This is a genomic window from Pseudomonas sp. ASL3 (genome assembly GCF_056680425.1).
Window position 1 is genome coordinate 5040677 of the sequence record NZ_CM155281.1, and the last position, 25769, is coordinate 5066445.

Annotated in this window: 17 protein-coding genes and 1 pseudogene; 11 read left to right on the forward strand and 7 right to left on the reverse strand. The window is 57.6% G+C overall.

What is annotated here, in order from left to right; genetic code table 11:
* The first annotated feature begins 180 nt into the window (after window positions 1–180).
* From AC1MEE_RS23205 to AC1MEE_RS23215, 3 genes are all read left to right on the forward strand, one after another.
* On the forward strand, window positions 181–2874 hold the full coding sequence (locus tag AC1MEE_RS23205; RefSeq protein ID WP_480411857.1) for a putative bifunctional diguanylate cyclase/phosphodiesterase: 2694 nt from the start codon (window positions 181–183) through the stop codon (window positions 2872–2874).
* A gap of 139 nt (window positions 2875–3013) precedes the next feature.
* Entirely contained in the window at window positions 3014–3661 is a 648-nt protein-coding gene (msrA, locus tag AC1MEE_RS23210; RefSeq protein WP_480411858.1) for a peptide-methionine (S)-S-oxide reductase MsrA, read from the forward strand.
* 136 nt (window positions 3662–3797) lie between these two features.
* Complete coding sequence (locus AC1MEE_RS23215; protein ID WP_480411859.1) at window positions 3798–4025, forward strand: cold shock domain-containing protein; 228 nt, start codon at window positions 3798–3800, stop codon at window positions 4023–4025.
* A gap of 108 nt (window positions 4026–4133) precedes the next feature.
* Here the strand turns inward: AC1MEE_RS23215 and AC1MEE_RS23220 are convergent, their stop codons facing one another.
* From AC1MEE_RS23220 to AC1MEE_RS23240, 5 genes and pseudogenes are all read right to left on the reverse strand, one after another.
* On the reverse strand, window positions 4134–4970 hold the full coding sequence (locus tag AC1MEE_RS23220) for a 23S rRNA (adenine(2030)-N(6))-methyltransferase RlmJ (RefSeq protein ID WP_480411860.1): 837 nt from the start codon (window positions 4968–4970) through the stop codon (window positions 4134–4136).
* A gap of 97 nt (window positions 4971–5067) precedes the next feature.
* Window positions 5068–5366: pseudogene (locus AC1MEE_RS23225) on the reverse strand (transposase); the annotation flags it as partial.
* Between the two features lie 206 nt (window positions 5367–5572).
* Window positions 5573–7909, reverse strand: coding sequence for a hypothetical protein (locus tag AC1MEE_RS23230; RefSeq protein WP_480411861.1), 2337 nt, complete (start codon window positions 7907–7909; stop codon window positions 5573–5575).
* Window positions 7910–7958: 49 nt separating this feature from the next.
* A complete protein-coding gene (locus AC1MEE_RS23235; protein WP_480411862.1) occupies window positions 7959–10514 on the reverse strand; it encodes a hypothetical protein in 2556 nt (851 codons plus the stop codon).
* 98 nt (window positions 10515–10612) lie between these two features.
* Entirely contained in the window at window positions 10613–12400 is a 1788-nt protein-coding gene (locus AC1MEE_RS23240; RefSeq protein ID WP_480411863.1) for a hypothetical protein, read from the reverse strand.
* A gap of 861 nt (window positions 12401–13261) precedes the next feature.
* On the opposite strand from AC1MEE_RS23240, the gene AC1MEE_RS23245 reads away from it, so the two are divergent.
* The 3 genes from AC1MEE_RS23245 to AC1MEE_RS23255 all read left to right on the forward strand — a co-directional run bounded on the left by AC1MEE_RS23245 (window position 13262) and on the right by AC1MEE_RS23255 (window position 16739).
* Window positions 13262–15505 carry an autotransporter outer membrane beta-barrel domain-containing protein gene (locus tag AC1MEE_RS23245; protein WP_480411864.1) on the forward strand — a complete coding sequence of 748 codons (2244 nt, stop codon included), beginning with the start codon at window positions 13262–13264 and terminating at the stop codon, window positions 15503–15505.
* Window positions 15506–15826: 321 nt separating this feature from the next.
* Window positions 15827–16093, forward strand: a complete 267-nt coding sequence (locus AC1MEE_RS23250; RefSeq protein ID WP_480411865.1) for a hypothetical protein — start codon at window positions 15827–15829, stop codon at window positions 16091–16093.
* A gap of 202 nt (window positions 16094–16295) precedes the next feature.
* Window positions 16296–16739, forward strand: a complete 444-nt coding sequence (locus tag AC1MEE_RS23255) for an REP-associated tyrosine transposase (protein ID WP_480411866.1) — start codon at window positions 16296–16298, stop codon at window positions 16737–16739.
* 134 nt (window positions 16740–16873) lie between these two features.
* On the opposite strand, the gene gbdR is transcribed toward AC1MEE_RS23255, so the two are convergent.
* Window positions 16874–17977, reverse strand: coding sequence for a choline metabolism transcriptional regulator GbdR (gene gbdR, locus AC1MEE_RS23260; RefSeq protein ID WP_480411867.1), 1104 nt, complete (start codon window positions 17975–17977; stop codon window positions 16874–16876).
* 486 nt (window positions 17978–18463) lie between these two features.
* On the reverse strand, window positions 18464–19840 hold the full coding sequence (locus AC1MEE_RS23265; protein WP_480411868.1) for an L-serine ammonia-lyase: 1377 nt from the start codon (window positions 19838–19840) through the stop codon (window positions 18464–18466).
* A gap of 477 nt (window positions 19841–20317) precedes the next feature.
* Here AC1MEE_RS23265 and AC1MEE_RS23270 point away from each other — a divergent pair, with 477 nt between their 5' ends.
* From AC1MEE_RS23270 to betB, 5 genes are all read left to right on the forward strand, one after another.
* Complete coding sequence (locus tag AC1MEE_RS23270; RefSeq protein WP_480411869.1) at window positions 20318–21265, forward strand: choline ABC transporter substrate-binding protein; 948 nt, start codon at window positions 20318–20320, stop codon at window positions 21263–21265.
* A gap of 67 nt (window positions 21266–21332) precedes the next feature.
* Entirely contained in the window at window positions 21333–22178 is an 846-nt protein-coding gene (choW, locus tag AC1MEE_RS23275; RefSeq protein ID WP_480411870.1) for a choline ABC transporter permease subunit, read from the forward strand.
* Window positions 22175–23353, forward strand: a complete 1179-nt coding sequence (gene choV / locus AC1MEE_RS23280; RefSeq protein WP_480411871.1) for a choline ABC transporter ATP-binding protein — start codon at window positions 22175–22177, stop codon at window positions 23351–23353. Before choW ends, choV begins: the two co-directional genes overlap by 4 nt.
* A 258-nt stretch (window positions 23354–23611) precedes the next feature.
* Complete coding sequence (gene betI / locus AC1MEE_RS23285; RefSeq protein ID WP_480411872.1) at window positions 23612–24205, forward strand: transcriptional regulator BetI; 594 nt, start codon at window positions 23612–23614, stop codon at window positions 24203–24205.
* 47 nt (window positions 24206–24252) lie between these two features.
* On the forward strand, window positions 24253–25725 hold the full coding sequence (gene betB / locus AC1MEE_RS23290; protein WP_480411873.1) for a betaine-aldehyde dehydrogenase: 1473 nt from the start codon (window positions 24253–24255) through the stop codon (window positions 25723–25725).
* Window positions 25726–25769: the final 44 nt, after the last annotated feature.

The window sequence follows — 25769 nt, forward strand, 5'->3', positions numbered from 1 at the left end:
TTGAAACAACGGACCGCGTTGGCCGCTTTTGATCATTCCGACGCACAAGTCGATAGATTTATAGCACTAAGCCACCGTGCTCACTTGTCAGCCCGAGCTGCATGATGCAACCTTGCCGCTCGCGACATAAAAGAGGGTCTTAGCCCTTGCGCGGTCAGCATTCTGAAAGCGAGTTTCTTAATGAAAAGCCAACCCGATGCCGCTGGTCGAACCGCGGCCGAGGTAGTGACGCAATTACCGGTGCCCTCGCGGCTCGGCATGTTGCGTTTCGAACGGCTGAATGAAGCTAACTGGGCGCTGCTGTACCTCGATCCCAATTGCGAGAAACAGTTTGGCCTGCCAGCCGTAGACCTTTGCGCGCTGGTCGGCTCGCCTTATGCCAGCCTGATGGAGCCCGAAGCGCGCTATCAGATGCATGACGCCATCCAGCTGCAATTGGCCCACAGCCCCTTCTATCTGATCCGCTACACGCTGCACACGGCAAAAGGCCCCATCGGCCTGCTGGAGCTGGGGGAAGGCTACAGGCAACACAACCGCGACTTGCTACGCGGTTATTTAATGGTGGTCGAAGGCGTGTTCGGCAAAAACGAACACGCTTCAGGCCCGAGCCTGGAAACCCAGAACAACCGCCTGCAGATCGCCCTGGAGTTGAACCAGCGCGCCCAGCATGAACAATTGCTGCACCTGGAGCGGGCTCGCGCCCAGCAAAGCCTGATCCTGCGCCTGGCCCGTCATCGCTACAGCAGCCAAAACTCTGTGCAAGAGGCCGCCCAGCTGATCACCCAGAGCGCTTGCGAAATCTACGACATCGGCAGTGCCAGTATCTGGAACCTCAACGGTAATCATCTGCAATCGATTGCCGCGTTCCGCCGTGATACGGGCGAATACCTGCTGCCCAAAGCCATCGATCTCAGCACCTATCCTAATTACCTCGAGGCGCTGCACACCAGTCGCGCCATCGATGCCAATGACGTCATGCATGACCCGCGTACCCGCGAGATGGCCGACAACCTGAGGCCCCGGGACATCAATGCAATACTCGATGCCAGTATCCGCATCGATGGGCATGTGGTCGGCGTGCTGTGCCTGGAACAGACCGGCACCTCGCGCGCCTGGCAGTCCGATGAAATCGCCTTTGCCGGTGAGTTGGCCGATCAATTTGCCCAGGTCATCAACAATCACAACCGGCGCACCGCCACCAGCGCCCTGCACCTGTTCCAGCGTGCCGTGGAACAGAGCGCCAACGCTTTTCTGCTGGTCAATTGCGACGGCGTGGTGGAGTACGTCAACCCGAGCTTCACCGCGATCACCCAATACACCACCGAAGAGGTCCACGGTCACCGGCTGTCAGAACTGCCGGCACTGGAGAACCTCAACGAACTGCTGCTTGATGCCAACTCCAGCCTCGCCAAAAGCAACAGCTGGCAAGGTGAGTTCAAGAGCCGACGCAAAAACCTGGAACCCTACTGGGGCCAGCTGTCGATATCCAAGGTGTATGGCGACAACCGCGAACTGACCCATTACATCGGCATCTACGAAGACATCACCCAGACCAAGCTGGCGCAGCAGCGCATCGAGCGCCTGGCCTACACCGACAACCTCACCAGCCTGGGCAACCGTCCGGCGTTCATTCGCAACCTTGACGAACGCTTCGCCCGTGACAGCGACACGCCGATCACCCTGCTGCTGGTCGACATCGACAACTTCAAGCGCATTAACGACAGCCTCGGCCACCAAACCGGCGACAAGCTGCTGATCAGCCTTGCCCGGCGCCTGCGCAACAGCCTGAGCCCCAGCGGCAGCCTGGCGCGTTTCGCCAGTAACGAGTTTGCGGTGTTGCTGGACGACACCGACCTCGAAGCCGGCCAGCAGATCGCGATCCAGGTGCTCAAGACCCTCGACAAACCGATGTTCGTCGACAACCAGCTCATCAGCGTCACCGGCTCCGTGGGCCTGGCCTGCGCGCCGGTACACGGCCGCGATCCGCAAACCCTGATGAAGAACGCCGGGCTGGCCCTGCACAAGGCCAAGGCCAACGGCAAACATCAGGTTCAGGTGTTCACCGAAGCGCTCAACGCCGAGGCCAGCTACAAGCTGTTCGTCGAGAACAACCTGCGGCGCGCCCTGACCCAGAACGAGCTGGAGGTGTTCTACCAACCCAAGCTCTGCCTGCGCAGCGGACGGTTGCTGGGGATGGAAGCGCTGCTGCGCTGGAATCACCCGGAAAAAGGCATGATCCGCCCGGACCAGTTCATCAGCGTCGCCGAAGAAACTGGCCTGATCATCCCCATTGGCAAATGGGTCGCGCGTCAGGCGTGTCGCATGAGCAAACAGCTGACCGCCGCCGGGCTGGGCCGCTTGCAGGTCGCGATCAACCTCTCGCCGAAGCAGTTTTCCGACCCCGACCTGGTGTCTTCGATTGCCAACATCCTCAAGGAAGAACGCCTGGCCGCGCCGATGCTGGAACTTGAACTCACCGAAGGCCTGCTGCTGGAAGCCACCGATGACACCCGGCAGCAACTCGATCTGCTGAAAAAGCTCGGGCTGACCCTGGCCATGGATGACTTCGGCACCGGTTATTCGTCGCTCAGTTACCTGAAGAAATTCCCGATCGATGTGATCAAAATCGACCGCAGCTTCATTCGCGACATCCCGGATAACCAGGACGATATGGAAATCACCTCAGCAGTGATCGCCATGGCCCACAACCTCAAGCTCAAGGTCGTGGCTGAAGGGGTCGAAACCTCCGAGCAACTGGCGTTCCTGCGCCGGCACCGCTGCGACGTCGGCCAGGGTTACCTGTTCGACCGACCGATTCCGGGCCTGGATCTGATCGACAAGCTCCGACGTTACCCGCGTGGCCCTCTGGCCTGACCGCTTCGCCCCCTGCCCCTTCCCTCCGGCCTGAACAGTCGGGCAAACTGACGGTCTTCGTCACTCAACATCAATTAATCAAAAGCCCTCACTGACAACACCCATTCAATTACCTCTATCTATCGAGAGGATATGAATCATGGTTTGGCGCTCGGAGATACTTGTGAACAAAAACGAACTCCCTACTGCCTCGCAAGCACTGCCAGGCCGTGAAACACCGATGACGGTTCCGGAAAAGCATTTCGTCAACGGCAACCCACTGCTCGGGCCGTTCCCGGGAAGCGTGGACTTTGCGATCTTTGGTCTGGGCTGCTTCTGGGGCGCTGAACGCCGCCTGTGGCAGCAACCGGGCGTGTACAGCTCCGCAGTCGGCTATGCCGGCGGAATGACGCCCAACCCAACGTATGAAGAAGTCTGCTCCGGCCTGACCGGCCACAGCGAAGTGGTGCTGGTGGTGTACGACACCGAACAAACCACCTACGAAGCGCTGCTGAAAGTGTTCTGGGAAGCGCACAACCCGACCCAAGGCATGCGCCAGGGCAACGACATCGGCACGCAATACCGCTCGGTGATCTACTGCACCAACGAAGCACAACTGAAAGCGGCCCAAGCCAGCAAAGACGTGTTCCAGGCCGAATTGGACAAAGCCGGCCTCGGTAAAATCACCACCGAAATCGAAGAAGCGCCGACGTTCTACTACGCCGAGGCGTACCACCAGCAATACCTGGCGAAAAATCCGCAGGGTTATTGCGGGCTGGGTGGGACCGGGGTTTGTTTGCCGGCTTGAAGTTCATCACCTGAACGGCAGCCTTCGCAGGCTTGCCTGCGAATAGGCCAAACACCACTGAGCCCTCGCCAATTGACAATTACTGCTATCGGAGTAATCCATAAAAGGCAGCTGCAATTGACGCGGGAGGTCGAAAATGACGCGCGGAACAGTCAAGTTCATCAACGTCAAAGAGGGCTACGGATTTATCACCGTAGATGACATCGGTCCTTACGCGTTCTTTCGTGACCAGACGGCACAGGGCACAGACTTCGAAACGATCACCGAAGAACAGCAGGTGGAGTTCGAGATCACCCAAGGCCCAATGGGGCCTCACCCGGAAAATATCCGGCCGCTGGGATGCTTGGCCCGAATACTTCACTAGGGGACTGATTTATTTTTCGCGCTCTTTGAAAAATCAATCTGTCCCCGGTCCTACGCAAGCGGGGACAGATTGATTTTCGGTGAAGCGCTGAAAATAAAATCGGTCCCCTTATTCAGCAATCAACCAATCCATCCGCCAATCGCCCTGGGTTTGCCCCAAGGTCTTGGCCAGCCATGGCATTAGTTCACGCAATTCCTCTTCCAGCCCCCAAGGCGGGTTGGCGATGGCCAGACCTGAGCCGTTAAGACTCTGCGGCGTGTCCAGCGGATGCACGAACAACTCCACCCGCAACAACTTCGGCGCACCGGTCTCCGCCAGGTCCTGATAGAAGCGCTTCAACAAACGCTGATCCTTGATTGGGTACCAGATTGCCGCCACGGTCTGACGCATGCGGCTGATGGCTTCTTTCAACGCCACCGCGCAGCGCTTCATCTCATCCAGCTGTTCGAACGGCGGATCAATCAGCATCAGCCCGCGTTTTTCCGCCACTGGCAACAACGCACGCGGCACATGCCAGCCTTCGCCCAAGTGCACGGCAACACGCCGGTCACCCTTCATGTTCTCTTTAAGCAGCCGCCCGTCTTCCGGGTGCTTCTCGTTGAGCAGGATACGTTCGCGCTCGCGGGTCAGGCGGCGGGCGATTTCCGGGGAGCCGGGGTAGTAGCGCAGCTCGCCGTCGGGGTTCATGTCGTGCAGCACTTGCAGGTAATCAGCCGTCAGCGCAGGCAGGTCCGGCGCATCCCACAGGCGCCGTACGCCATCGAGCCATTCGCCGGTGCGGCTGGCCTGATCGCCTTTGAGGTCATACAGACCAATCCCGGCGTGGCTGTCGATATAGGCGAACGGCTGCTCCTTGCGCGCCATGAGGGCGATCAAGCGAGTCAGAGTCAGGTGTTTGAACACGTCGGCATGGTTGCCAGCGTGGAAGGCGTGACGGTAATTCATGGCAGCTCCTGGAAGGCTGCCGAGTTTAGCAAAAGCAGGTGGGGCGTGAGGGGACTGATTTATTTTCAGCGCTTCATCAAAAATTAATCTGTCCCCGCTCCCACAGCGTTCCGGAGCGGCCTCAAGCTTGTTGCGATAGCGGGTCATGCGTGCGGCCAAGGCTTTCATCAATTGGCCCAACCCACTTGGTGTGTCCGGTGCAAGCAACAAGTGGACATGGTTAGTCATCAGGCAAAACGCATAGACCTTCACGCCACAGACATCTTTGAGCTCACGTACATCGTTCAGATACCGCGCAAAATCATCTCCATGCGCAAACACCACCTGGCGGTTGTGACCACGCTGAACGACGTGGTGCGGGTAGTTAGGTAAAACGACGCGGGCAGTCCGGGGTATTGTCAATCCTCCATCCATTGGAAAAATCAACGTAGCGGGCATCGGCCCAGGAAATGAGATAACCGGGTCATGAAATGGTTGCGACATATTTCGCCGGGACTGATTTATTTTCAACGATAAACAGTGATCCATCTGGAGAAAAAGAAGGGGGGGGGGGGCAGATTAAATAAATCCGTCCCCATTACTCGATTACTGTTTGTTCCTTATTAGGATGGAATGATTGCCCAGCCAAAGTGGAGGTTGTTGGGTGGGAATTTAGTATTTCCTGCTCCCGTCGCGCCGGTTAACGGAGATATAGTTTGTTTAAGATTGAGTCCTGCATCATTTGTAGTCCACGCTTGTGGATTTCCCTCGTTTGGTGGGATTCCAGGATTATTATTGTAAGTAGCTCTGTACGTTGCAAATTCCTCCATAGAGGGAAGGTGGCCACCATTTTGCTGTGCAAATGAGACGGCACTGTCATAGAACTGATTTCCCACGTAACCTCCAAAAATAAAAACATTGGATACAACGACTGAATAACTTTTAGTTTGGTTAGCACTGTCCTTCACTGTAACGGTGGTTGTACCGGTGTGGCGAGAAACCACCTGACCAGGCACTGTGGTGAAATCTACGATATCGATCGGTGAAGCTGAGTAGGTATAAGGCGGTACACCACCTGAAGCTACCCGGGTTCCATGAGTGTTTGCCGGTGGATTGAAAGGTGTTTGAGCGTCCCGAATTAACCGTCCATTCAAGACCATCGTTGAAGTATCGATTTCCAGCGGCGGTGTTGCCACTTGCACAGTAAACGTCCGCACCGCCGACTCCGGATTGGTGCCATAATCCCCTCGGGCTTTGATGTTGTAGGTTTTCACTGTTGTCGTGAGCGTATAAGTCCAGTTACCGCCCGTCGCCGTCACAGTTGTTAGCAGAGCAGTACCGTCGAGAATCTGCACTTGTCCACCGGCCAGTGCGGTACCGCTGATTATCACCCTGGTGTCCTTGGTAGTATTGCCATTGGGAATCTCGGCGCCCAACGAATCCCTGACGCTGGAGATAATGGGCGCGGTTGCCACGGCCACGGTAACGGCGCGAATGGTCGATACCGGATTGCTTCCATAGCGGGCCGTCGCCTGGAACTTGTGCTCGCCCACGCTCAAGCCCGTGACCTCCAGCGTCCACACGCCGCTGGCGTTGACAGTCACCTCGCCCTTCGAGCTCCCGTCCTGATAGAGCTCGACCTTCTGACCGGCCAAGGCCGTGCCACTCAGGGTCACGTCGGCGTCGAAGGTGGTGCCGTTATGCGGGATTTCCTGGTTCTGCGAATCCTTGACGCTGGTGATGGTCGGGGCGGTTGCCACGGCCACGGTAACGGCGCGAATGGCCGATCCCGGATTGCTTCCATAGCGGGCCGTCGCCTGGAAGTTGTGCTTGCCCACGCTCAACCCCGTGACCGGCAGCCTCCACGCGCCGCTGCCGTCGACAGTCACCTCGCCCTTCGAGCTCCCGTCCTGATAGAGCTCGACCTTCTGACCGGCCGCGGCCGTGCCACTCAGGGTCACGCTGGTGTCGAAGGTGCTGCCGTCATGCGGGATTTCCTGGTTCTGTGAATCCTTGACGCTGTCGATGGTTGGGGCGGTTGCCACGGCCACGGTAACGGCGCGAATGGCCGATCCCGGATTGCTGCCATAGCGGCCGTGCGCCTGGAACTTGTGCTCGCCCACGCTCAGGCCCGTGACCTGTAGCGTCCACACGCCGCTGGCGTTGACAGTCACCTCGCCCTTCGAGCTCCCGTCCTGATAGAGCTCGACCTTCTGACCGGCCAAGGCCGTGCCACTCAGGGTCACGTCGGCGTCGAAGGTGGTGCCGCCATCGGCGACCGGGCCTTTGGAGTCCGTGACGCTGGTGATGGTCGGGGCGGTTGCCACGGCCACGGTAACGGCGCGAATGTCCGATACCGGTTTGCTGCCATAGTGGGCCTGCGCCTGGAACTTGTGCTCGCCCACGCTCAAGTCCGTGACCGGCAGCGTCCACGCACCGCTGTTGTTGACGGTCGCCAGGCCCTTCGAGCCCCCGTCCAGAAAGAGCTCGACCGTCTGACCGGCCAAGGCCGAGCCACTCAAGGTCACGCTGGTGTCGAAGGTGCTGCCGTTATGCGGGATTTCCTGGTTCTGCAAATCCTTGACGCTGGTGATGGTGGGTTGCAGCAACACGCCAATAAACAACGGTTGCCTGGCCGACTCCAGCGGCACACTGCCGCGGTTCACGGTGTAATACACCTGCACGGTGGTGTTCAAATTGCCAGTGACATAGTTGTTCTTGGGCACCAGAAAGCTAATTTCAGTAGCCCCACCGTACGGTACTTCGGCGAAGTCCCTGAAATTCACTACACCGTCCCAACGCAGGTCGACCCGGTCGCCTGCCTGCATGGCGTTGTTTCTGCAGCGCACGGTGGTACCCACCGCAGGCACTTTGTCTGGCTCGAGTCGATCAGGTGGGGTACCTTCCGCATAATCGACGAGGGGGACCGGCAGAGCCTGTTTGATCTGTGAAGGTTTCATAACTCTCTCCATGAGAATGAGTGTTACCTATAAACAACCCGTTGCCCTATCAAGGTGTAAACTTCACGTTATCGATGCCCGCACCTCCGTACAGCGACATTTTTTTAATTTTCCGGCCCGGTGGTGCTGCTTGATGCACGGGTGTACAACCGGTACCGCTCGAGGGCACGGGGACTTTAATAATCAAGTCATTGTTTTCGTCATAAAACTCTATATCAATCCGAAACTCATTGGCCATCACCACACAATCAACGGACGTATAGCTGGCGATGAACTCAAGGTCCACAGTGGAATTATCATTCACGCCAAAACTCAAGAATTTGCCCGCTCTAAGCGCTGGACAGGTCGCTGCATCCGTTGCAATTCGACAGAGCCCGGGGCCCGCACGATGGACTATAGTCAGGAGCGGCCCTGGAAGACGTTGCCCTACGTTGATTGGCTGTTCAGGATAACTTTCAAAGTCTTCCAGCAGTAGCGTTGCTTGAGTAATCAACGTTAACGATAACACCGGGAATCCAACCGCATGTGTTTCATCCGAACTGCCATCCAGCGCCACCTTGAACACCACGCGCAGCTGACTATTATTTTCAAACTTCTCCAGTTCAATCCGAGGGATAGAACCGCTATAACCGTTTAGGTTCGGGATAGGAAAGCCCTGAACTAACGGTATATCGAGCGGACTGCCATTCAACCCCGTCCCACTCAACGACAACCAAACGGTCTGCGCGACGGCAATCAACGGCCACGCCGCAACGGTGACCGTGGCGTCTCCGGTGAAGGTATTCAAATCCAATACCCTGTCGTCGGGCGCTTGCAGCACTTTCGGCCTTGGCAGTGCGGACTCAGGAATGGCTTTCACCGTCAGATTGAGCGGGTCCGAGAGATAAGGGCCGCCCGCGCGCGCGACGGCGTAGTGGACCGTCAGCGATTTGCCGATATAAGCAAACACCGCCCAGGCCGGGATGGCGAAGTCGACGGTGCCGCCGATATTGCCGTTTTGTGTCGGAACGAGCGTGTCATTCCCGCCCCAGGCGATACCAATGACGTCCGTGGTTAGCATGTTGTAGACCACACGCAGTGTGACACCGGTGAACGGAACCAGCAGCGGGTCGATGTCGCCGTTCGGAAATTCCACCACGGTGGCTGCCGGCAACAGCAATCCGCCACCCACAGTGACCGCCAGCTTCAGGGAGTCGGAGTCACGCAGCACACCTTTAGCACTGACCACGGCGTAATACAGCTCGACACTGCCGCCAGCCAGTGGATCGACTTGTTGAGCTTTCGGCACGGAGAGGACCACGTCTTTGTCGACGTTGGCGTTGGTAATGGGAAGGTCGGCGTTGTAATACGTGAGGGAGCCGTCGGCCGTCACGCCACTCCAGAAGAGATAGACATGATCGTTTACGGCCATACCTGCGTAGGCCTTGATCATGACCGTGGCCCCCGAAACCGGGACTTTACCAGGGTCGAGCACGTCGCCATCGGCCTCTACAACGTTAGGGGCGGGAAGCTTCCGAACCGCACCGCTCACCGTGATGGATGTCCGTTTGGAGCGACGCACCCGGTTGACTTCGTAATACACAATGGCCCGGCCACTGGCGATGGCAACCACCGACGCATTGGGTATCGGTAAGGTGACGAAAAACCCTTCATCGGGGAGCGTCATGGTGTACGACACCGTTTCATCGACTGGCGCGCCCTCGGCGGTGATTCCGAACCAAAACAGCACGACCGCGTCACCAACACCCCATGGAACATAAGACGGAATGTCGACAAGCGCGTCATCAATGTCCAATACGTCGAGATCGAGGTCATTGTTCACCGCTTTCTGAACTCGGGGAGCAGGCATAGTATTGGGCCCGGCCTCAACGTCAGTTTTGTACGACAACGAATTGAGCGACCAATTACTGACGTTGTCGCGAATGTCATAGAACACCTGCAGGTTTAACGTATTGGAGGTCGCCAGAATAGTGGCCTCGTCCACATGAATAATGACCGGTTTGTCGACATCCCCAATATCCAAAGGAGGTTGCACAAGTCGCGTTTGCCCCCACGTGAGTGCCAGTACGTCGCCAACCTCCATGTACACCCAGTTGGGCACGATCACATCCACACCGGCGGCGGCGATCGGGTCGGTAATGACTGCAGGGATGCCCCCGGGTGGCGGAAGGTTTTCGTTGATCGTTGGCGTCGAAAGATCGGGGTCGGGGTCGCCGGGAACCTTGGTATTGACCCGCACAAAGTAAGGAAAGGACACCGAATGGTTCTGGCCAATAACGGTGTAGGACTCGTAGTGCACTTCGGTCTGGTCGGCATCGAGAATTTTTGACGAGTCGACATCGAAGACGAGAGTACCCGCATTGATGTGACCCAGGTTGATGAGGTACGAATCCACAGGGTTTGTGTCCCAATACAGGATCGCGGTGTCGTTTATTTTCATTCCGACTGAAATCGGTGCAATCACGCGTACCGGCTCTGGTGGAGTTTTGCGAAGTTCATCGACGCCAAGGCCGCCTTTGTTCGTTTGGTCTACGACGGGGATTCTTGGAGCCGGCAACGTTGGATCGGGTAATTGAAACGCTCCGGCAAGCTCTTCGGTATTCATGTACGTTCACCTGCTTCTTGCAAGTTGATGTGCGTCGTCCGTTCGATAGAAGGCGTCGCACTGGCAGGCAGATGTTTAATCTGCCCGCCAGTGAAGACTTAAGGGATGGCGCATACGTCATCGGAACCTTCGCGCTGGTCGACAATGACCAAATGAGGAAGCGATTCCCCTGGGCCCTTGGCATTGACCAGCTTGTAATACACCTTGGCAGAACCGTTACAGATCACTTGTATTTTGGGTGCAGGAATGAGGAAGTCGAAATAGGTAGCGGTGATGTCCGCATTCGAAAGTGTCTCCTTCGGTTCATGCCTCGACGCCTCTATTGGATTCCCTTGACCTTGATAGTCATCGTATCCAAGGAAATACAATTCAACGCCATCATTTGCCGCGACGTTGGGATAATCCACTAGGCAACGCACATAGACGCCGGCCCGATTTTCGGGCTTGTCTATCACATTATCGGTGTCGATTGGAACGCCGTTTCTATCAACGAAGCCAGGTTTCGCCAGTGGCACACCGTCGTTCGGCAAGCCTTGATTGGAGCGCACATCGACGAGGGTGGGCGGAGATAGGGATGAGCTGAATTGTGGAGGGGCATAGCCCGGTACCAACAGTTCACGGGTGATCGTATAGTCGACAGTGATGTTCCCCGTTCCGACATCTGTGATGTAGTGGGCCAATACAGGTAAAACCAGGTTCTTCGCGAGGTCATTAAATACAATCGTATGGGCGGGAAGTACGGGAGTGCCCCCCCAGTACACGGTCACTTCGTCGTCAACCAGGAACACGGGTTCGGGCGGCACGTCTACAGCGGTCTGATAAGGAATCGTTACGTTGGCATTTCTTCCATAGTCGATTTCTGGAATCTCATTGATAGCCCCACTATTACTGGTCACGGTCAATGGTTTGAGGTTTTCATTGACCGGGGTGGTTGGGTCGGGGTCAGGCCCGCCTGGGATGCGAAGGTCGACCACAACATTAAGCACGGGGGAAGGGCCGAACACGACATTTCTGCGTTTAACCGTATAGGACACGGGAATTATTCCGTTTCCCGCCGCAAAGACAAGCGGATACGACAACAGAATGGTCGTCACTGGATCCTGGGTGATATCCCCAGCGACCAGGGGATACGGATCGGCGGTTTGCGACCCCCAGGTGACGGTGATGATGTCACCTACCAGTGGAGTGGTGTAGGTCGGGATTTCGACCGCCACCGGATCCGGACGAGCGTCCGAATCGGTGACCACGCCATCATCGAACGCTGGAACCAGAGGCGCCAGAAGCCCGCTTGGCGCACCGGCGATCAAAACGCTTATCGGAACCTCCGGGGCAATCACCGAAACGTTCCCAGACCAATCGCTAAGCTGGTAGGCGAAACGCACAATTCCGTCGCCCTCGGCGACAATGTCTGCTCTGTTGAAAAGCAAATTTACTTCAAACCCTACTTTGTCCGGAAGAACGATCACTGCAGATCCAGGCAGGAGCGTCCCCAGCCTCCCCGGCCCGGCTATCCAGGGCGTTACTTTGTCGTAGTCAGCCATCCCGAAGTAATCAGGCAGGTTCGCCGGAAGTTGATCGTTAATCAGGTCGCTGTCCGTTAAACCATTGTCGATGACTGACTGGTCGAACTGCAATGTCGGCAGTCTATCGCCACCCGGTGCGGTACGGTCGACGATGACCGTGGTGTCCGGTGAAAAGTACGGATTGACGCCGTTATTGGTTCTGAGCTCAAAGTTAATGATGTGAGGCCCTTCAACAAGCATCGATGTGGCAGGGACCGTTAAATGAAAAACAGTCGTGTTATCAGCGGCTTCTGTGGCGGTTATGTCTCTCCTGGGACCGGAGGGTGCTCCGTCCCAGAACAATTGAATTCTGTAATTGGCCACGATGCCCGTCCACCATGGGATATCGACCTCAAGCTCATTATCTACAACACTGAGAGGTAATCTGGGGTCGTCAGCAGAGAGCCACTGGGTTGTCACTGGAGGAGGAAGGGGTGGGTTTTGCCGTGGGCTACCAGGCCGAACTTTGGCTTTTGACCGCACGTTAGGCTTGGTTGTGACTGTGGACGGTACGTTAAGGTTGGTCATGACAATAGTCTCAGTAATTTAACACGTTAAACCTGATCGGCTTTTTGCTCGGCGCACGAGGTCGCACGCTGATCAACATTCGATGGCAAGTTGATTCAAGCAACGCGTGATCCAGCGGAGAGAACGCACGTGAGGACACAGTCATGACAACTATCCCTCCTTGGATAATAAGCGGTGCGAAGTGGCGGGTACTACAAGGGTAAAGGCTAGACGAAGAATGCAAACACACGCTATATAAAATCAGAATCAACTATTTTCGATTTCGCGATAATGTGCTAATCGGCACCGCCGGGCTTATCATCATTTGGAATTAAGTAAACAGCGATTGGCTGTAACCCCACTTTATTTTTCTTGCTTTCTTGACAGCGTGCAACTGAGGGTTTTACTTAGTTACTGTAATAACATGCGTTGTCAGATTGTTTCTTTGGTCATCTAAGGAAGGTATGCGTCGAGCAGCGGGAGATTGGGTTTGGCTCTTGCCTGTCGGAAACGGACTATCCAAATAAAAGAGATACCTACTGAATATTCGGACGTTTCCTACAAATTGAGTCGCACTTATCTGAATGCGAGCAGGTGAGGAAGCCTATTCACTACGCCCCCTCCTCTGCATGCACCACACGATCAACCGTGGCTGCTCTCATTAAAAGGAAAGATGCCGTGAACATCAGCCAACACCCTCACAGACTCACCCATGTATCAACCGCCGTCGCCCTGGCGATAGCGTTCAGTTCTCCTGCCTTTGCTGGCGTGGTAGTACCTGGAAAAAATGCCACCGTCGGTGCCGGAGATCCAGTGGACACGTGGAGCCTGCAAGGCGGCTCTACGTTGACTGTCACGCCTGGCGGTAACACGCTGGCGATCAGCGCACAGAACTCGACCGTCAATATCGATGGTGGTTCGGTGGCCAGCGGTGGTTTAGGCATAAGCCTGGTGGGAAGTCATGCAACGATTGCAAACGCTACGATTACCAGTACCGGTGATTTCGGACTGGCTGTTGAGCGAACCCCGGATCTGGTGGGTGGTCGTTCAACTGCAACCGTCAGCAACAGCACCCTCTCAGGCGTGGGCAGCGGCGTCATCGCCACCTTTGGCAGCGATGTGACCCTGTCTGGATCCACCGTAACGGGATCGGGCGATGGGAGTAAGGGGCTTGGAGGCGGCGCCGGGCTGACGCTGGCTGGAGCGACCGGGACTGTGCAGGGCGGCAGTACGATCACAGGCAGTGCTCATGGTGTTTTTCTAGGCTCTGATACCTTAGGAGGAGCCGCTGGCGCGAATGTTTCGCTGACCGTTGATGGTTCGACCATCACGGGTACGGACTCAAGTGCCATTTATGTGGGCCCATTCAACCCGGCACTGCCATCAAACGCGACCATCGTGATTGCTAACGGCTCAACGCTGAATGGCGGCAATGGTGTTGCCATCGAAGTGGACAACAACTCCACTGCGGATATAACGGTCGACAACAGTGCGATTCGCGGCGATATCCTCGTCAATCAGGGATCGACAGGGGATGTCACACTCAATAACAACGCCAGCCTGACCGGCAACATGAGCAATGTCGAAAACCTGAGCGTGAATAATTCCACGTGGACTACCCTCGACGGCAATGGCGTCACCAACCTCAGCATGAATGCCGGTACGGTCAAGCTGGGCGAAGGAAGCGGCACGTTCGAGACCCTGACGGTTGCCACCCTCTCGGGCAACGGCCGGTTCGTGATGGACACCGATCTGGCGGCCCATCAGAGCGATCTGGTGAATGTGACCGGCCACGCGACCGGTAGCTACGATCTACAGATCGCGAACACCGGGGCGGAGCCACTCAAGGGCGATCAGCCTCAGCAAGTGGTACACACTGGCGCGGGCAGCGACGCGGCCTTCGGCGTGGTCGGCGGCCAGGTGGATCTGGGGACATTCGCCTACGGTCTGGAGCAACGGGGCACCGACTGGTTCCTGGTACAGAAACTCGATGACAACGGCGACCCGATCATTACCCCGGGCACCGAGTCCGCCATCGACCTGTTCAGTGCTGCACCGACCGTCTGGTATGGCGAGTTGTCCACTCTGCGCAGTCGCATGGGCGAGTTGCGCTATGGCAAAACCGAAGGCGGTGGCTGGATGCGCGCCTACGGCAATAAATACAACACGTCTGCAGGAGGCGGTTCCTCTTTCTCGCAAAACCAGCAGGGTATTTCGTTCGGTGCCGACGGCGCGGTACCCAACGCCAGCGGGCAATGGCTGCTGGGTGTGCTGGGCGGTTACAGCAAATCCGATCTGGACATCGCGGCAGGCACTTCCGGCACCGTCAAGAGTACCTACCTTGGTGCTTACAGCACCTGGCTGTCGGACGACGGTTATTACATCGACGCGATCATCAAGGCCAACTACTTCAAGAACCAATCCGACGTGCGCATGAGCGACGGCACCAAGTCTGGCGGTGACTACAGCAACCACGGTATTGGTGGTTCGATTGAAGCGGGTAAACACATCAAGCTGGCTGACAACTGGTTCGTCGAACCTTTCACGCAGTTCTCGGCCCTGTGGGTCAATGGCGACAGCTACTCGCTGAGCAACGGCATGGACGCCAGCAGCAACAAGGCCAACTCGTACCTGGGTAAAGTGGGGACAAGCGTGGGGCGTAATTTCGCACTGGAAAAAGGCGGCTACGTTCAGCCATACGTGAAAGTGGCCCTGGCGCACGAGTTTGCCAATAGCAACAAGGTTCAGGTCAACGACACCACGTTCCGAAATGATTTGTCCGGTAGCCGCGGTGAAATCGGCGCGGGTATTGCCGCGCAGCTGACCGACAAATGGCAAGTGCACGGCGATGTGGACTACAGCAACGGCGAAAAGATCGAGCAACCCTGGGGCGTTAACCTGGGGCTGCGTTACAGCTGGTAATGCCGCTGTTTGATTGAAGTGTGAATGTGGGGGCCTTGATGGCCCCCTTTTTTATGCCCGTTTCAAAGGCAAAAAAAAGCCCCGGTTAAGCCGTTACAAAACCGAGGCTGAGGTACTGCTCCAAGAACTACGCGATACAGAGGGTGACCAAACCATTTACCGCGCATTGTCGAGTGAGCCCAGTGTGCCTGCTGCCCCGGTTGGCGAGTTAGCCGAAAACGACCTGTTCGTAGGTATACCGGACATTGCCGACTGAGGGCCTTGCCGACATCCGTGAGCGCCACCAGAATCGAGCCACACCCCACAAAAGGAGCGGACGTGATGATGCATGCGGATTTGATTGACCAGGAGGACCTGCTCGGCCAACTCAGGGCCCTGGGTTTCGAAATGCCTTCCGGCGCCACCGCCGAACAGGCCTGCGCGCAAGCGGTATGCGGCTTGACAGAAGCCCGCGCCACAGCCTTGCGGCGCATGGTCGAACAACTGCTGACCGGCAGCGCAACCATCCTGCCGTCGGTGCGCCAGGCGATCGATCAACAGCTGTTGCCGGCGTTGGCGGCTTATAAGCAAAGTCGTGTGCAGGGCTGATATTGCCTTCGCGAATGAATTCGCTCCCACAGGGGATCTTCAGCAGATTAAAGATTTGAGGAACACACGGGCTCACCGTGGGAGCGAATTCATTGGCGAAAGGGCCCGCAAGGCCATACATATTTCGGAAAGATTTTGCCGAGCTCCAGGACTTTTACAGCGGTAGATTCGAGCGCTGATTATCCGCAATGGAGGGTAATGAATGCCCGACCACGCACGCTCCTGTCGACTTCGCTCAGGTCGTTTTTCCGAAGCTGGACGGATTTATCTGGTGACGTCCATCGTTCATGACCGCCGCCCGATCTTTGCTGATTGGCGCCTGGGGCGGCTGGTGGTCAATGAATTCAGACGTGCCGAACAGCAAGGCTTGGTCCTGTCTCTGGCCTGGGTAGTGATGCCGGATCACTTCCACTGGCTGATTGAGCTCAAGCACGGCTCGTTGGCTAACCTCATGAAGCAGGTTAAAGCCAGCAGCTCCGTAATGATCAATCGAGGACGCTTGTGGCAGCAGGGTTTTCACGACAAAGCAGTTCGGCGGGAAGAGGATCTGCGTGGCCTGGCTCGTTACATCGTCGCCAATCCCCTGCGCGCAGGACTGGTAAAGCGCGTCGGTGATTACCCGCTCTGGGATGCCATATGGATTTGATATCTGACGCAGATTCCCCGAGGGAGCGAATTCATTCGCGAAAGGGCCAGCACATCAAACACAGCTGCGTCTGACACAACGGCTTCGCGAATGAATTCGCTCCCACAGGGGATCGGCGTCTCCCCATTTACTTGTTACAACCGCACACTCGCGAACGTCGATTCATTGCGCGCCTGGCTCAAGGCGGACAACGGGCCTGACAACGGCGCCAGTACCAGCGCTTGCGGGATGGGCATCATTGCCACTTGCTGGGCGGTGTTGGAGCCTACGCGTTCGTCACGCGGCGGAATGCCGAAGTATTCGCGGTAGCACTTGGAGAAGTGCGGCGTGGACACGAAGCCACAGACCGACGCCACTTCGATGATCGACATCGGCGTCTGTTTAAGCAGCTGCCGGGCGCGGATCAAACGCAGTTTGAGGTAGTAGCGCGATGGCGAGCAGTGCAGGTATTTCTGGAACAGCCGCTCCAGCTGACGCCGGGAAACCGTGACGTATACCGCCAGTTCGTCCAGGTCGATCGGTTCTTCGAGGTTGGCCTCCATCAGCGCGACGATTTCCTGCAATTTCGGCTGGTTGGTGCCGAGCATGTGCTTGAGCGGCACGCGCTGGTGATCCTGCTCGTTGCGAATACGCTCGTAGACGAACATCTCGGAAATCGCTGCCGACAGTTCACGACCGTGATCGCGGCTGATCAGGTGCAGCATCATGTCCAGCGGCGCGGTGCCGCCAGAACTGGTGAAACGGTTGCGGTCGAGGGTGAACAAACGGGTGCTCATGGCGACGCGCGGGAAAGCTTCCTGCATCGAGGCCAGACATTCCCAGTGCACGCTGCAATCGAAGCCATCGAGCAGGCCGGCGCACGCCAGGGCCCAACTGCCGGTGCAGACCGCACCAAGGCGACGCGATTGGCGCGCCTGGCTTTGCAACCAGCTGACGTGTTCGCGGGTCACGGTGCGCTGAATGCCCACGCCGCCGCAAACAATCACGGTGTCCAGAACAGGTGCTTTGTGCATGGAGGCGTCAGGGGTGATCTGCAGACCATCGCTGGCCCAGACTTGCCCACCGTCAACGGTCAGGGTGGTCCAGCGATACAGCTCGCGGCCAGACAGTTGATTGGCCATGCGCAGTGGCTCAACCGCCGAGGCGAGGGAGATCAGTGTGAAATTGTCCAGCAGCAGAAAGCCGATGGATTGCGGCGCGCGGTTCTGGGGTTGGGCCCCGGAGTTGAACGAAGTCATCACGGTATCTCCTCACACAAAGCGGTTGATGGCCTCAGGCGAGGCTCTTGTTATTGCCCCCATGCAGTGGGGGGCTTTGTAATGACAACGCAATTGCCATGCCTAAAGTTGAATGGCCATTCAATAAAACCTGAAAACGACGTCGCGATGCGTCTATATCAGGACGTACGACAACCGGGGTTATAAGGAGGGAGACGCCTTGTATGGCGGGCTGCTCAGAGAGGTTGAGCACTTCGGTAGCACTTGTGTGAAGGCCACGTCGAGCTAGACGAAAGGAGTGTCACCCCCGTGCACGAACCGACCAACGGTCAGTGCATGAGGGGCTGCGCGCTAAAAGGTGGCGGGATTTGTGGGTGGTGTTCAATAAATGGGCAACGGGTATATCCGGTGCGGCCTCTTCGCGAATGAATTCGCTCCCACAGGGGATTGCGATCCTACCGTGGGAGCGAATTCATTCGCGAAGGCGTCATCCCTGACGCCGGGGTCTCAACACTCAATCGCGCTGACCGCCAACCCACCCCGCGATGTCTCTTTGTATTTGTCGTGCATATCGGCGCCGGTATCGCGCATGGTGCGGATCACCCGGTCCAGGGAGATGAAGTGCTGACCGTCGCCACGCAAGGCCATTTGCGCGGCATTGATCGCTTTCACCGCCGCGATGGCGTTGCGCTCGATGCACGGCACCTGCACCAGACCGCCAACCGGATCGCAGGTCAGCCCCAGGTTATGTTCCAGGCCTATTTCCGCCGCGTTGCACAATTGCTCCGGGGTGGCGCCGAGAATATCCGCCAACCCCGCCGCGGCCATGGCGCAGGCCGAACCCACCTCTCCCTGACAACCGACCTCGGCGCCAGAGATCGACGCATTTTTCTTGCAGAGGATGCCCACCGCAGCCGCCGCCAGGAAGTAGTCGACCACATTGGCCTCACTGACTTCCTCGCTGAACTTGACGAAGTAATGCAGCACTGCCGGGATGATCCCTGCCGCACCGTTGGTCGGTGCCGTGACCATGCGTCCACCGGCCGCGTTCTCTTCGTTCACCGCCAGGGCGAACAGGTTGACCCACTCCATGGCGCTGAGGGTCGAGCCGATCACGTTGGGTTTGCCCAGTTCCTGCAAGCTGCGGTGCAAGCGCGCGGCGCGACGGCGCACATTCAAACCACCGGGCAGGATGCCTTCGTGCTTGAGGCCTTGATCGACGCAGTCCTGCATGGCGCGCCACAGACGCATCAGGCCGCTGCGGATGTCTTCTTCGCTGCGCCAGACCTTTTCGTTGGCCATCATCAGTTGCGACACACGCAAGCCATGGGTCTCGCACAGGCTGAGCAATTCCGCAGCGCTGGAGAAATCGTAAGGCAACACCGTGCGATCCATGTCCAGCACGCCACTCGCGGCCTGGGCTTCATCAACCACGAAACCGCCACCCACCGAGTAGTACGTGTCGCGATGCAGCTCGCCGCCCTCGCCTTCGGCGATCAGGGTCATTGCGTTGGGGTGGAACGGCAGGTTCTCGTCAATGAGCAGCATGTCGCGCTGCCACTGAAAGGGGATCGACAGGTTGCCGTTGAGCAGCAGCGTGTCGGTTTCTTTCAGGGTGGAGATGTGCAAACCGATGGTCGAAGGGTCGATCTGATCCGGCCATTCGCCCATCAGGCCCATGATCACCGCGTTGTCGCTGCCGTGGCCGATGCCGGTGGCCGACAGCGAACCGTACAAGCGCACTTCGACGCGTCGCACTTGATTCAACTGGCCGCGTTCGCGCAGGCCCTGGGTGAAAAGCGCCGCAGCGCGCATAGGCCCCACGGTGTGGGAGCTGGAGGGGCCGATACCGATCTTGAACAGGTCGAACACGCTGATAGCCATTACCGCAAACCCTCTGTAGTCGAGACTCCGAGCGCAAATAGCGCCTGGCGACGGAGCTGCTACGCTGAAGCCGCTATCCGCCGAGATGGGCGCATCATCGGGCTTTTATCGCGGCGTACGGCGTCTGACACCGACTCACTCATACCCACCAACGTCGCCGCTGATGGGGAGCGTCCATGCATGACGATTTACGACTGCCTTGACCACTCGAATGCCGCACTGACACCTGAAAAGTGCCTTTGCGCCGGCTAAAAAATCTGTAAACGACGTTGCCGACACTGGATGCGACCCTGTGTGTACTGGATACGACGCCCCCTGTAGGCGTTTGTTTTTCCCTGTTACATGATCAGTCTCGACTCGATTGCCAGGCGCAGTGGTAAAGCTGTTGCGTAGATCGCCTCGCCATTCAGCTGCAACACATAAACCGCGTCAGTCATTACAGGCTGATGACGAGAGAAAACACCCAGGAGTCCACCGATGAAAGGTTCCCAAACGTTGCTGTTGGCCGCTGCACTGAGTCTGCCACTGCTGGCGCAAGCTGCAGAGCCGGCACAGTGCGCAACCGTTAACTTCTCCGATGTCGGCTGGACCGACATCACAGTCACCACCGCGACTACCAGCGTCATCCTTGACGCCCTCGGCTACAAAACCAAGACCACCATGATCTCCGTGCCTGTGACCTACAAGTCTCTGGCCGACGGCAAGAACATGGACGTGTTCCTCGGCAACTGGATGCCGACCATGGAAAACGACATCAAGGCCTATCGTGACGCGGGCAGTGTCGAAACCGTTCGTGCCAACCTGGAAAACGCCAAGTACACCCTGGCCGTTCCTGAAGAGCTGTACAACAAGGGCCTGCATGATTTCGCCGATATCGCCAAGTTCAAGAAAGAACTCGACGGCAAGATCTACGGTATCGAACCGGGTAACGACGGCAACCGCCTGATCCAGAGCATGATCGACAAAAACGCCTTCGGCCTGAAAGACGCCGGCTTCAAGGTCGTCGAGTCCAGCGAAGCAGGCATGCTCTCGCAAGTTGATCGCGCCCAGCGCCGCAACACCGCAGTGGTCTTCCTCGGTTGGGAACCGCACCCGATGAACACCCGCTTCAAAATGAAGTATCTGACTGGCGGTGACGAGTATTTCGGTCCGAACTTTGGTCAGGCCACCATTTACACCAACACTCGCAAGGGGTACACCCAAGAGTGCAGCAACGTGGGCCAGTTGCTGAAAAACCTGTCGTTCACCTTGAACATGGAAAGCTCGCTGATGGGCAACGTCCTGGACGACAAGATGAAGCCTGATGCAGCAGCCACAGCCTGGCTGAAGAAAAACCCGAAGGTACTTGATACCTGGTTGGCTGGCGTGACCACCGTGGACGGTAAACCAGGCCTGGAGGCCGTTAAAGCCAAGTTGATGAAGTAACCCGTGTGCAGGCGGGTTCGCCCGCCTGCTGTTGTAATTTTTCCCCCGCATGTGGACGTTCAATACCATGCTGACTGAACACAAAATCCCTCTGGGCCAGTACATCGCCGCCTTCGTTGAATGGCTGACGAAACATGGCGCCAACTACTTCGATTTGATTGCCACGACGCTGGAAACGATGATCCACGGCGTGACGTTCGCACTCACCTGGTTCAATCCGCTTGCGTTGATCGGCCTGATTGCTCTGCTCGCTCATTTTATCCAGCGCAAATGGGGCCTGACGGCGTTTGTGGTGCTGTCATTCCTGCTGATCCTGAACCTGGGTTACTGGCAGGAAACCATGGAGACCCTGGCTCAGGTGCTCTTCGCGACGTTTGTCTGCGTGATCATTGGCGTGCCCCTGGGCATCGTCGCCGCGCACAAACCGATGTTCTATACGCTCATGCGTCCGGTTCTCGACCTGATGCAGACCGTACCGACCTTCGTTTACCTCATTCCTACCCTGACCCTGTTCGGTCTGGGTGTGGTACCCGGTCTGATTTCCACGGTGGTATTCGCGATTGCCGCGCCTATCCGCCTGACTTACCTGGGTATCCGCGATGTACCGCAAGAGTTGATGGACGCAGGCAAGGCCTTTGGCTGCTCGCGTCAACAATTGCTCTCGCGCATTGAACTTCCCTACGCCATGCCGAGCATCGCAGCCGGCATCACCCAATGCATCATGTTGTCGCTGTCGATGGTGGTAATCGCGGCCCTGGTAGGCGCCGACGGCTTGGGTAAACCCGTGGTCAACGCACTGAACACTGCTGATATCGCCCTGGGCTTCGAAGCCGGCCTGGCGATCGTATTGCTGGCGATCATGCTCGACCGTATCTGCAAACAACCCGACGCACAGGTAAGGGGTGACGCATGAGCATAATCAGCTTCGACAAGGTTGACGTTGTCTTCTCCAAAGATCCGCGTGAGGCCCTCAGACTGCTGGACCAGGGTTTGACGCGTGATCAGATTCTGAAACAGACCGGCCAGATCGTCGGTGTCGAAAAAGCCAGCCTCGATATCGAGAAAGGCGAAATCTGCGTCCTGATGGGCCTTTCCGGTTCCGGCAAGTCCAGCCTGTTGCGTTGCATCAACGGCCTGAACACCGTCAGCCGAGGCAAGCTGTTCGTCGAACATGAAGGCGCGCAAATCAATATCGCGTCGTGCACACCTGCCGAACTGAAGCTGATGCGCACCAAACGTATCGCCATGGTCTTCCAGAAGTTCGCCCTGATGCCTTGGCTGACGGTACGCGAAAACATCAGTTTCGGTCTTGAGATGCAGCACCGTCCGCCCGAAGAGCGGCGCAAGCTGGTGGATGAAAAACTTGAGTTGGTGGGCCTGGAACAGTGGCGCAACAAAAAGCCCGACGAGCTGTCCGGTGGCATGCAGCAGCGTGTCGGCCTGGCTCGCGCGCTGGCGATGGACGCCGATATTCTGCTGATGGACGAACCCTTCTCGGCCCTCGACCCGCTGATCCGCCAAGGCTTGCAAGACGAACTGCTGGAACTGCAACGCAAGCTGCACAAAACCATCGTATTCGTGAGCCACGACCTCGATGAAGCGCTCAAGCTCGGCAGCCGTATCGCCATCATGAAAGACGGTCGGATAGTCCAGTACAGCAAGCCTGAAGAGATCGTGCTCAACCCGGCCGATGAATACGTGCGGACCTTCGTCGCCCACACCAACCCGCTCAACGTGTTGTGCGGTCGCAGCCTGATGCGCACGCTGGCCAACTGCACCCGCGTCAACGGCTCGGTATGCCTTGATCCGGGCGGAGATTCCTGGATCGATCTGGGTGAAGGCAACACCGTCAAGAATGCACGCAACGGCACTGCCAACTTCGACCTGCAAAACTGGGTTCCGGGGCAACCCATGGACAGCCTGGACCGCCGTCCGACGCTGGTGCACTCCGACATCGGCATGCGCGACGCGCTGCAAATCCGTTATCAAACCGGCAACAAGCTGGTCCTGCAAGAAGGCAACAAGGTTGTCGGCATCCTCGGCGACAGCGAGTTGTACCACGCGTTGTTAGGCAAGAATTTGGGCTGACAGCTTCGCGAATAAATTCGCTCCCACAGATCGCCTATGTCCTGTGGGAGCGAATTCATTCGCGAATAGCTTCACGCGGTGTGTCAGACCTAACGCCATCGCGGGCAAGAACTCGGCGCCCCCCCGCTCCTACAAACTCCCTGAGCAACCTGAGAAACGAAGGAGAGTCATAGAGGTTGTTTTTTGTTGATTGAACGTTCAACTAAAAACAAATAGACTGGTCGTCACCGAATGGATTGACCCAAGGAGATGCCTGAAATGCCCAAGGTTGGAATGCAGCCCATCCGCCGTCAACAGTTGATCCAGGCCACGTTAGAGGCTGTCGATCAGGTTGGGATGGGCGACGCCAGCATTGCGCTGATCGCCCGTTTGGCAGGCGTGTCGAATGGCATCATCAGTCACTACTTTCAGGACAAGAACGGCCTGATCGCAGCGACCATGCGCCACCTGATGAATGCCTTGATCGAGAACGTCAGCGAACGTCGTCTGGCGCTCGGCAATGACAGCCCACGGGCGCATCTTCAGGTGATTATCGAGGGCAACTTCGACGCCAGCCAGGTTAATGGCCCGGCAATGAAAACCTGGTTGGCCTTTTGGGCGACCAGCATGCACCAGCCGTCATTGCACAGGTTGCAGCGGATCAACGATCACCGCCTGTATTCAAACCTGTGCTGCCAGTTTCGCCGAGTGCTGACGCTGGCCGATGCCCGCAGCGCAGCCCGCGGTCTGGCGGCTTTGATCGATGGATTATGGTTGCGCGGCGCGCTGTCGGGCGATGCCTTCGACACCGAGCAAGCGCAGCAGATCGCTTACGAATACATGGACCTACAACTGGCGAAACAGGTGCGCTAACGCACACGACGCCTGAACCCCTACACCGCGGTACTCGCGAGGACACTATGGCCCGTTTCGAATTGCAAAAACTCTACATTGACGGCGGTTACGTCGACTCCAGCATCGACGCCACCTTCGACACCATCAACCCGGCCAACGGCGAAGTCCTGGCCACCGTGCAGCGGGCTGGCAAAGCCGACGTTGAACGTGCCGTCGAGAGCGCCGAAAAAGGCCAGAAGATCTGGGCCGCGATGACCGCCATGCAGCGTTCGCGCATTCTGCGTCGTGCCGTCGAGATCCTGCGTGAGCGCAACGACGAACTGGCTGCACTGGAAACCCTGGACACCGGCAAAGCGATTTCCGAAACCCGTTACGTCGATATCGTCACCGGCGCTGACGTGCTGGAGTATTACGCCGGCCTGGTGCCTGCCATCGAAGGCGAGCAGATCCCGCTGCGCACCACCTCATTCGTGTACACCCGTCGCGAACCGCTGGGTGTGGTCGCCGGTATCGGCGCCTGGAACTACCCGATCCAGATCGCCTTGTGGAAGTCCGCCCCGGCCCTGGCTGCCGGCAATGCGATGATTTTCAAACCGAGCGAAGTCACGTCGCTGACCACCCTGAAACTGGCCGAGATCTACACCGAAGCCGGCGTTCCGAATGGTGTGTTCAACGTGCTGACCGGCAGCGGCCGTGAAGTCGGTACCTGGCTGACCGAACACCCGCGCATCGAGAAAATCTCCTTCACCGGCGGCACCGACACCGGCAAGAAAGTCATGGCCAGCGCGTCGAGCTCTTCGCTCAAAGACGTGACCATGGAACTGGGTGGCAAGTCGCCGCTGATCATTTTCGACGACGCCGACCTCGATCGCGCCGCCGACACCGCGATGATGGCCAACTTCTACAGCTCCGGTCAGGTCTGCACCAACGGCACCCGCGTGTTCGTGCCAAGCGCGTTGAAAGCCGCCTTCGAAGCCAAGATCGTCGAGCGCGTGAATCGCATCCGCGTTGGTAACCCACAGGACGACAACACCAACTTCGGCCCGCTGGTCAGCTTCGCCCATATGGAAAGCGTGTTGGGTTACATCGCCAAGGGCAAGGCAGAAGGCGCCCGTCTGCTGTGCGGCGGCGAACGTCTGGCTGAAGGTGAATTCGCCAAAGGCGCGTTCGTTGCAGCCACCGTGTTCACCGATTGCACCGACGAGATGACCATCGTTCGCGAAGAGATCTTTGGCCCGGTCATGAGCATCCTCAGTTACGAGACCGAGGAAGAAGTGATCCGCCGCGCCAACGACACCGAGTTCGGCCTGGCTGCCGGGGTCGTCACCAAAGACCTGAACCGCGCTCACCGCGTCATTCACCAGCTTGAAGCCGGTATCTGCTGGATCAATGCCTGGGGCGAGTCGGCCGCAGAAATGCCGGTCGGTGGCTACAAGCAATCGGGCGTGGGTCGTGAAAACGGGATCAGCTCGTTGGCGCAGTACACGAGAATTAAATCGGTGCAGGTTGAGTTGGGGGATTACGTTTCGGTGTTCTGAGAAAACGCGCCGCCCTCTTCGCGAATAAATTCGCTCCCACAGGG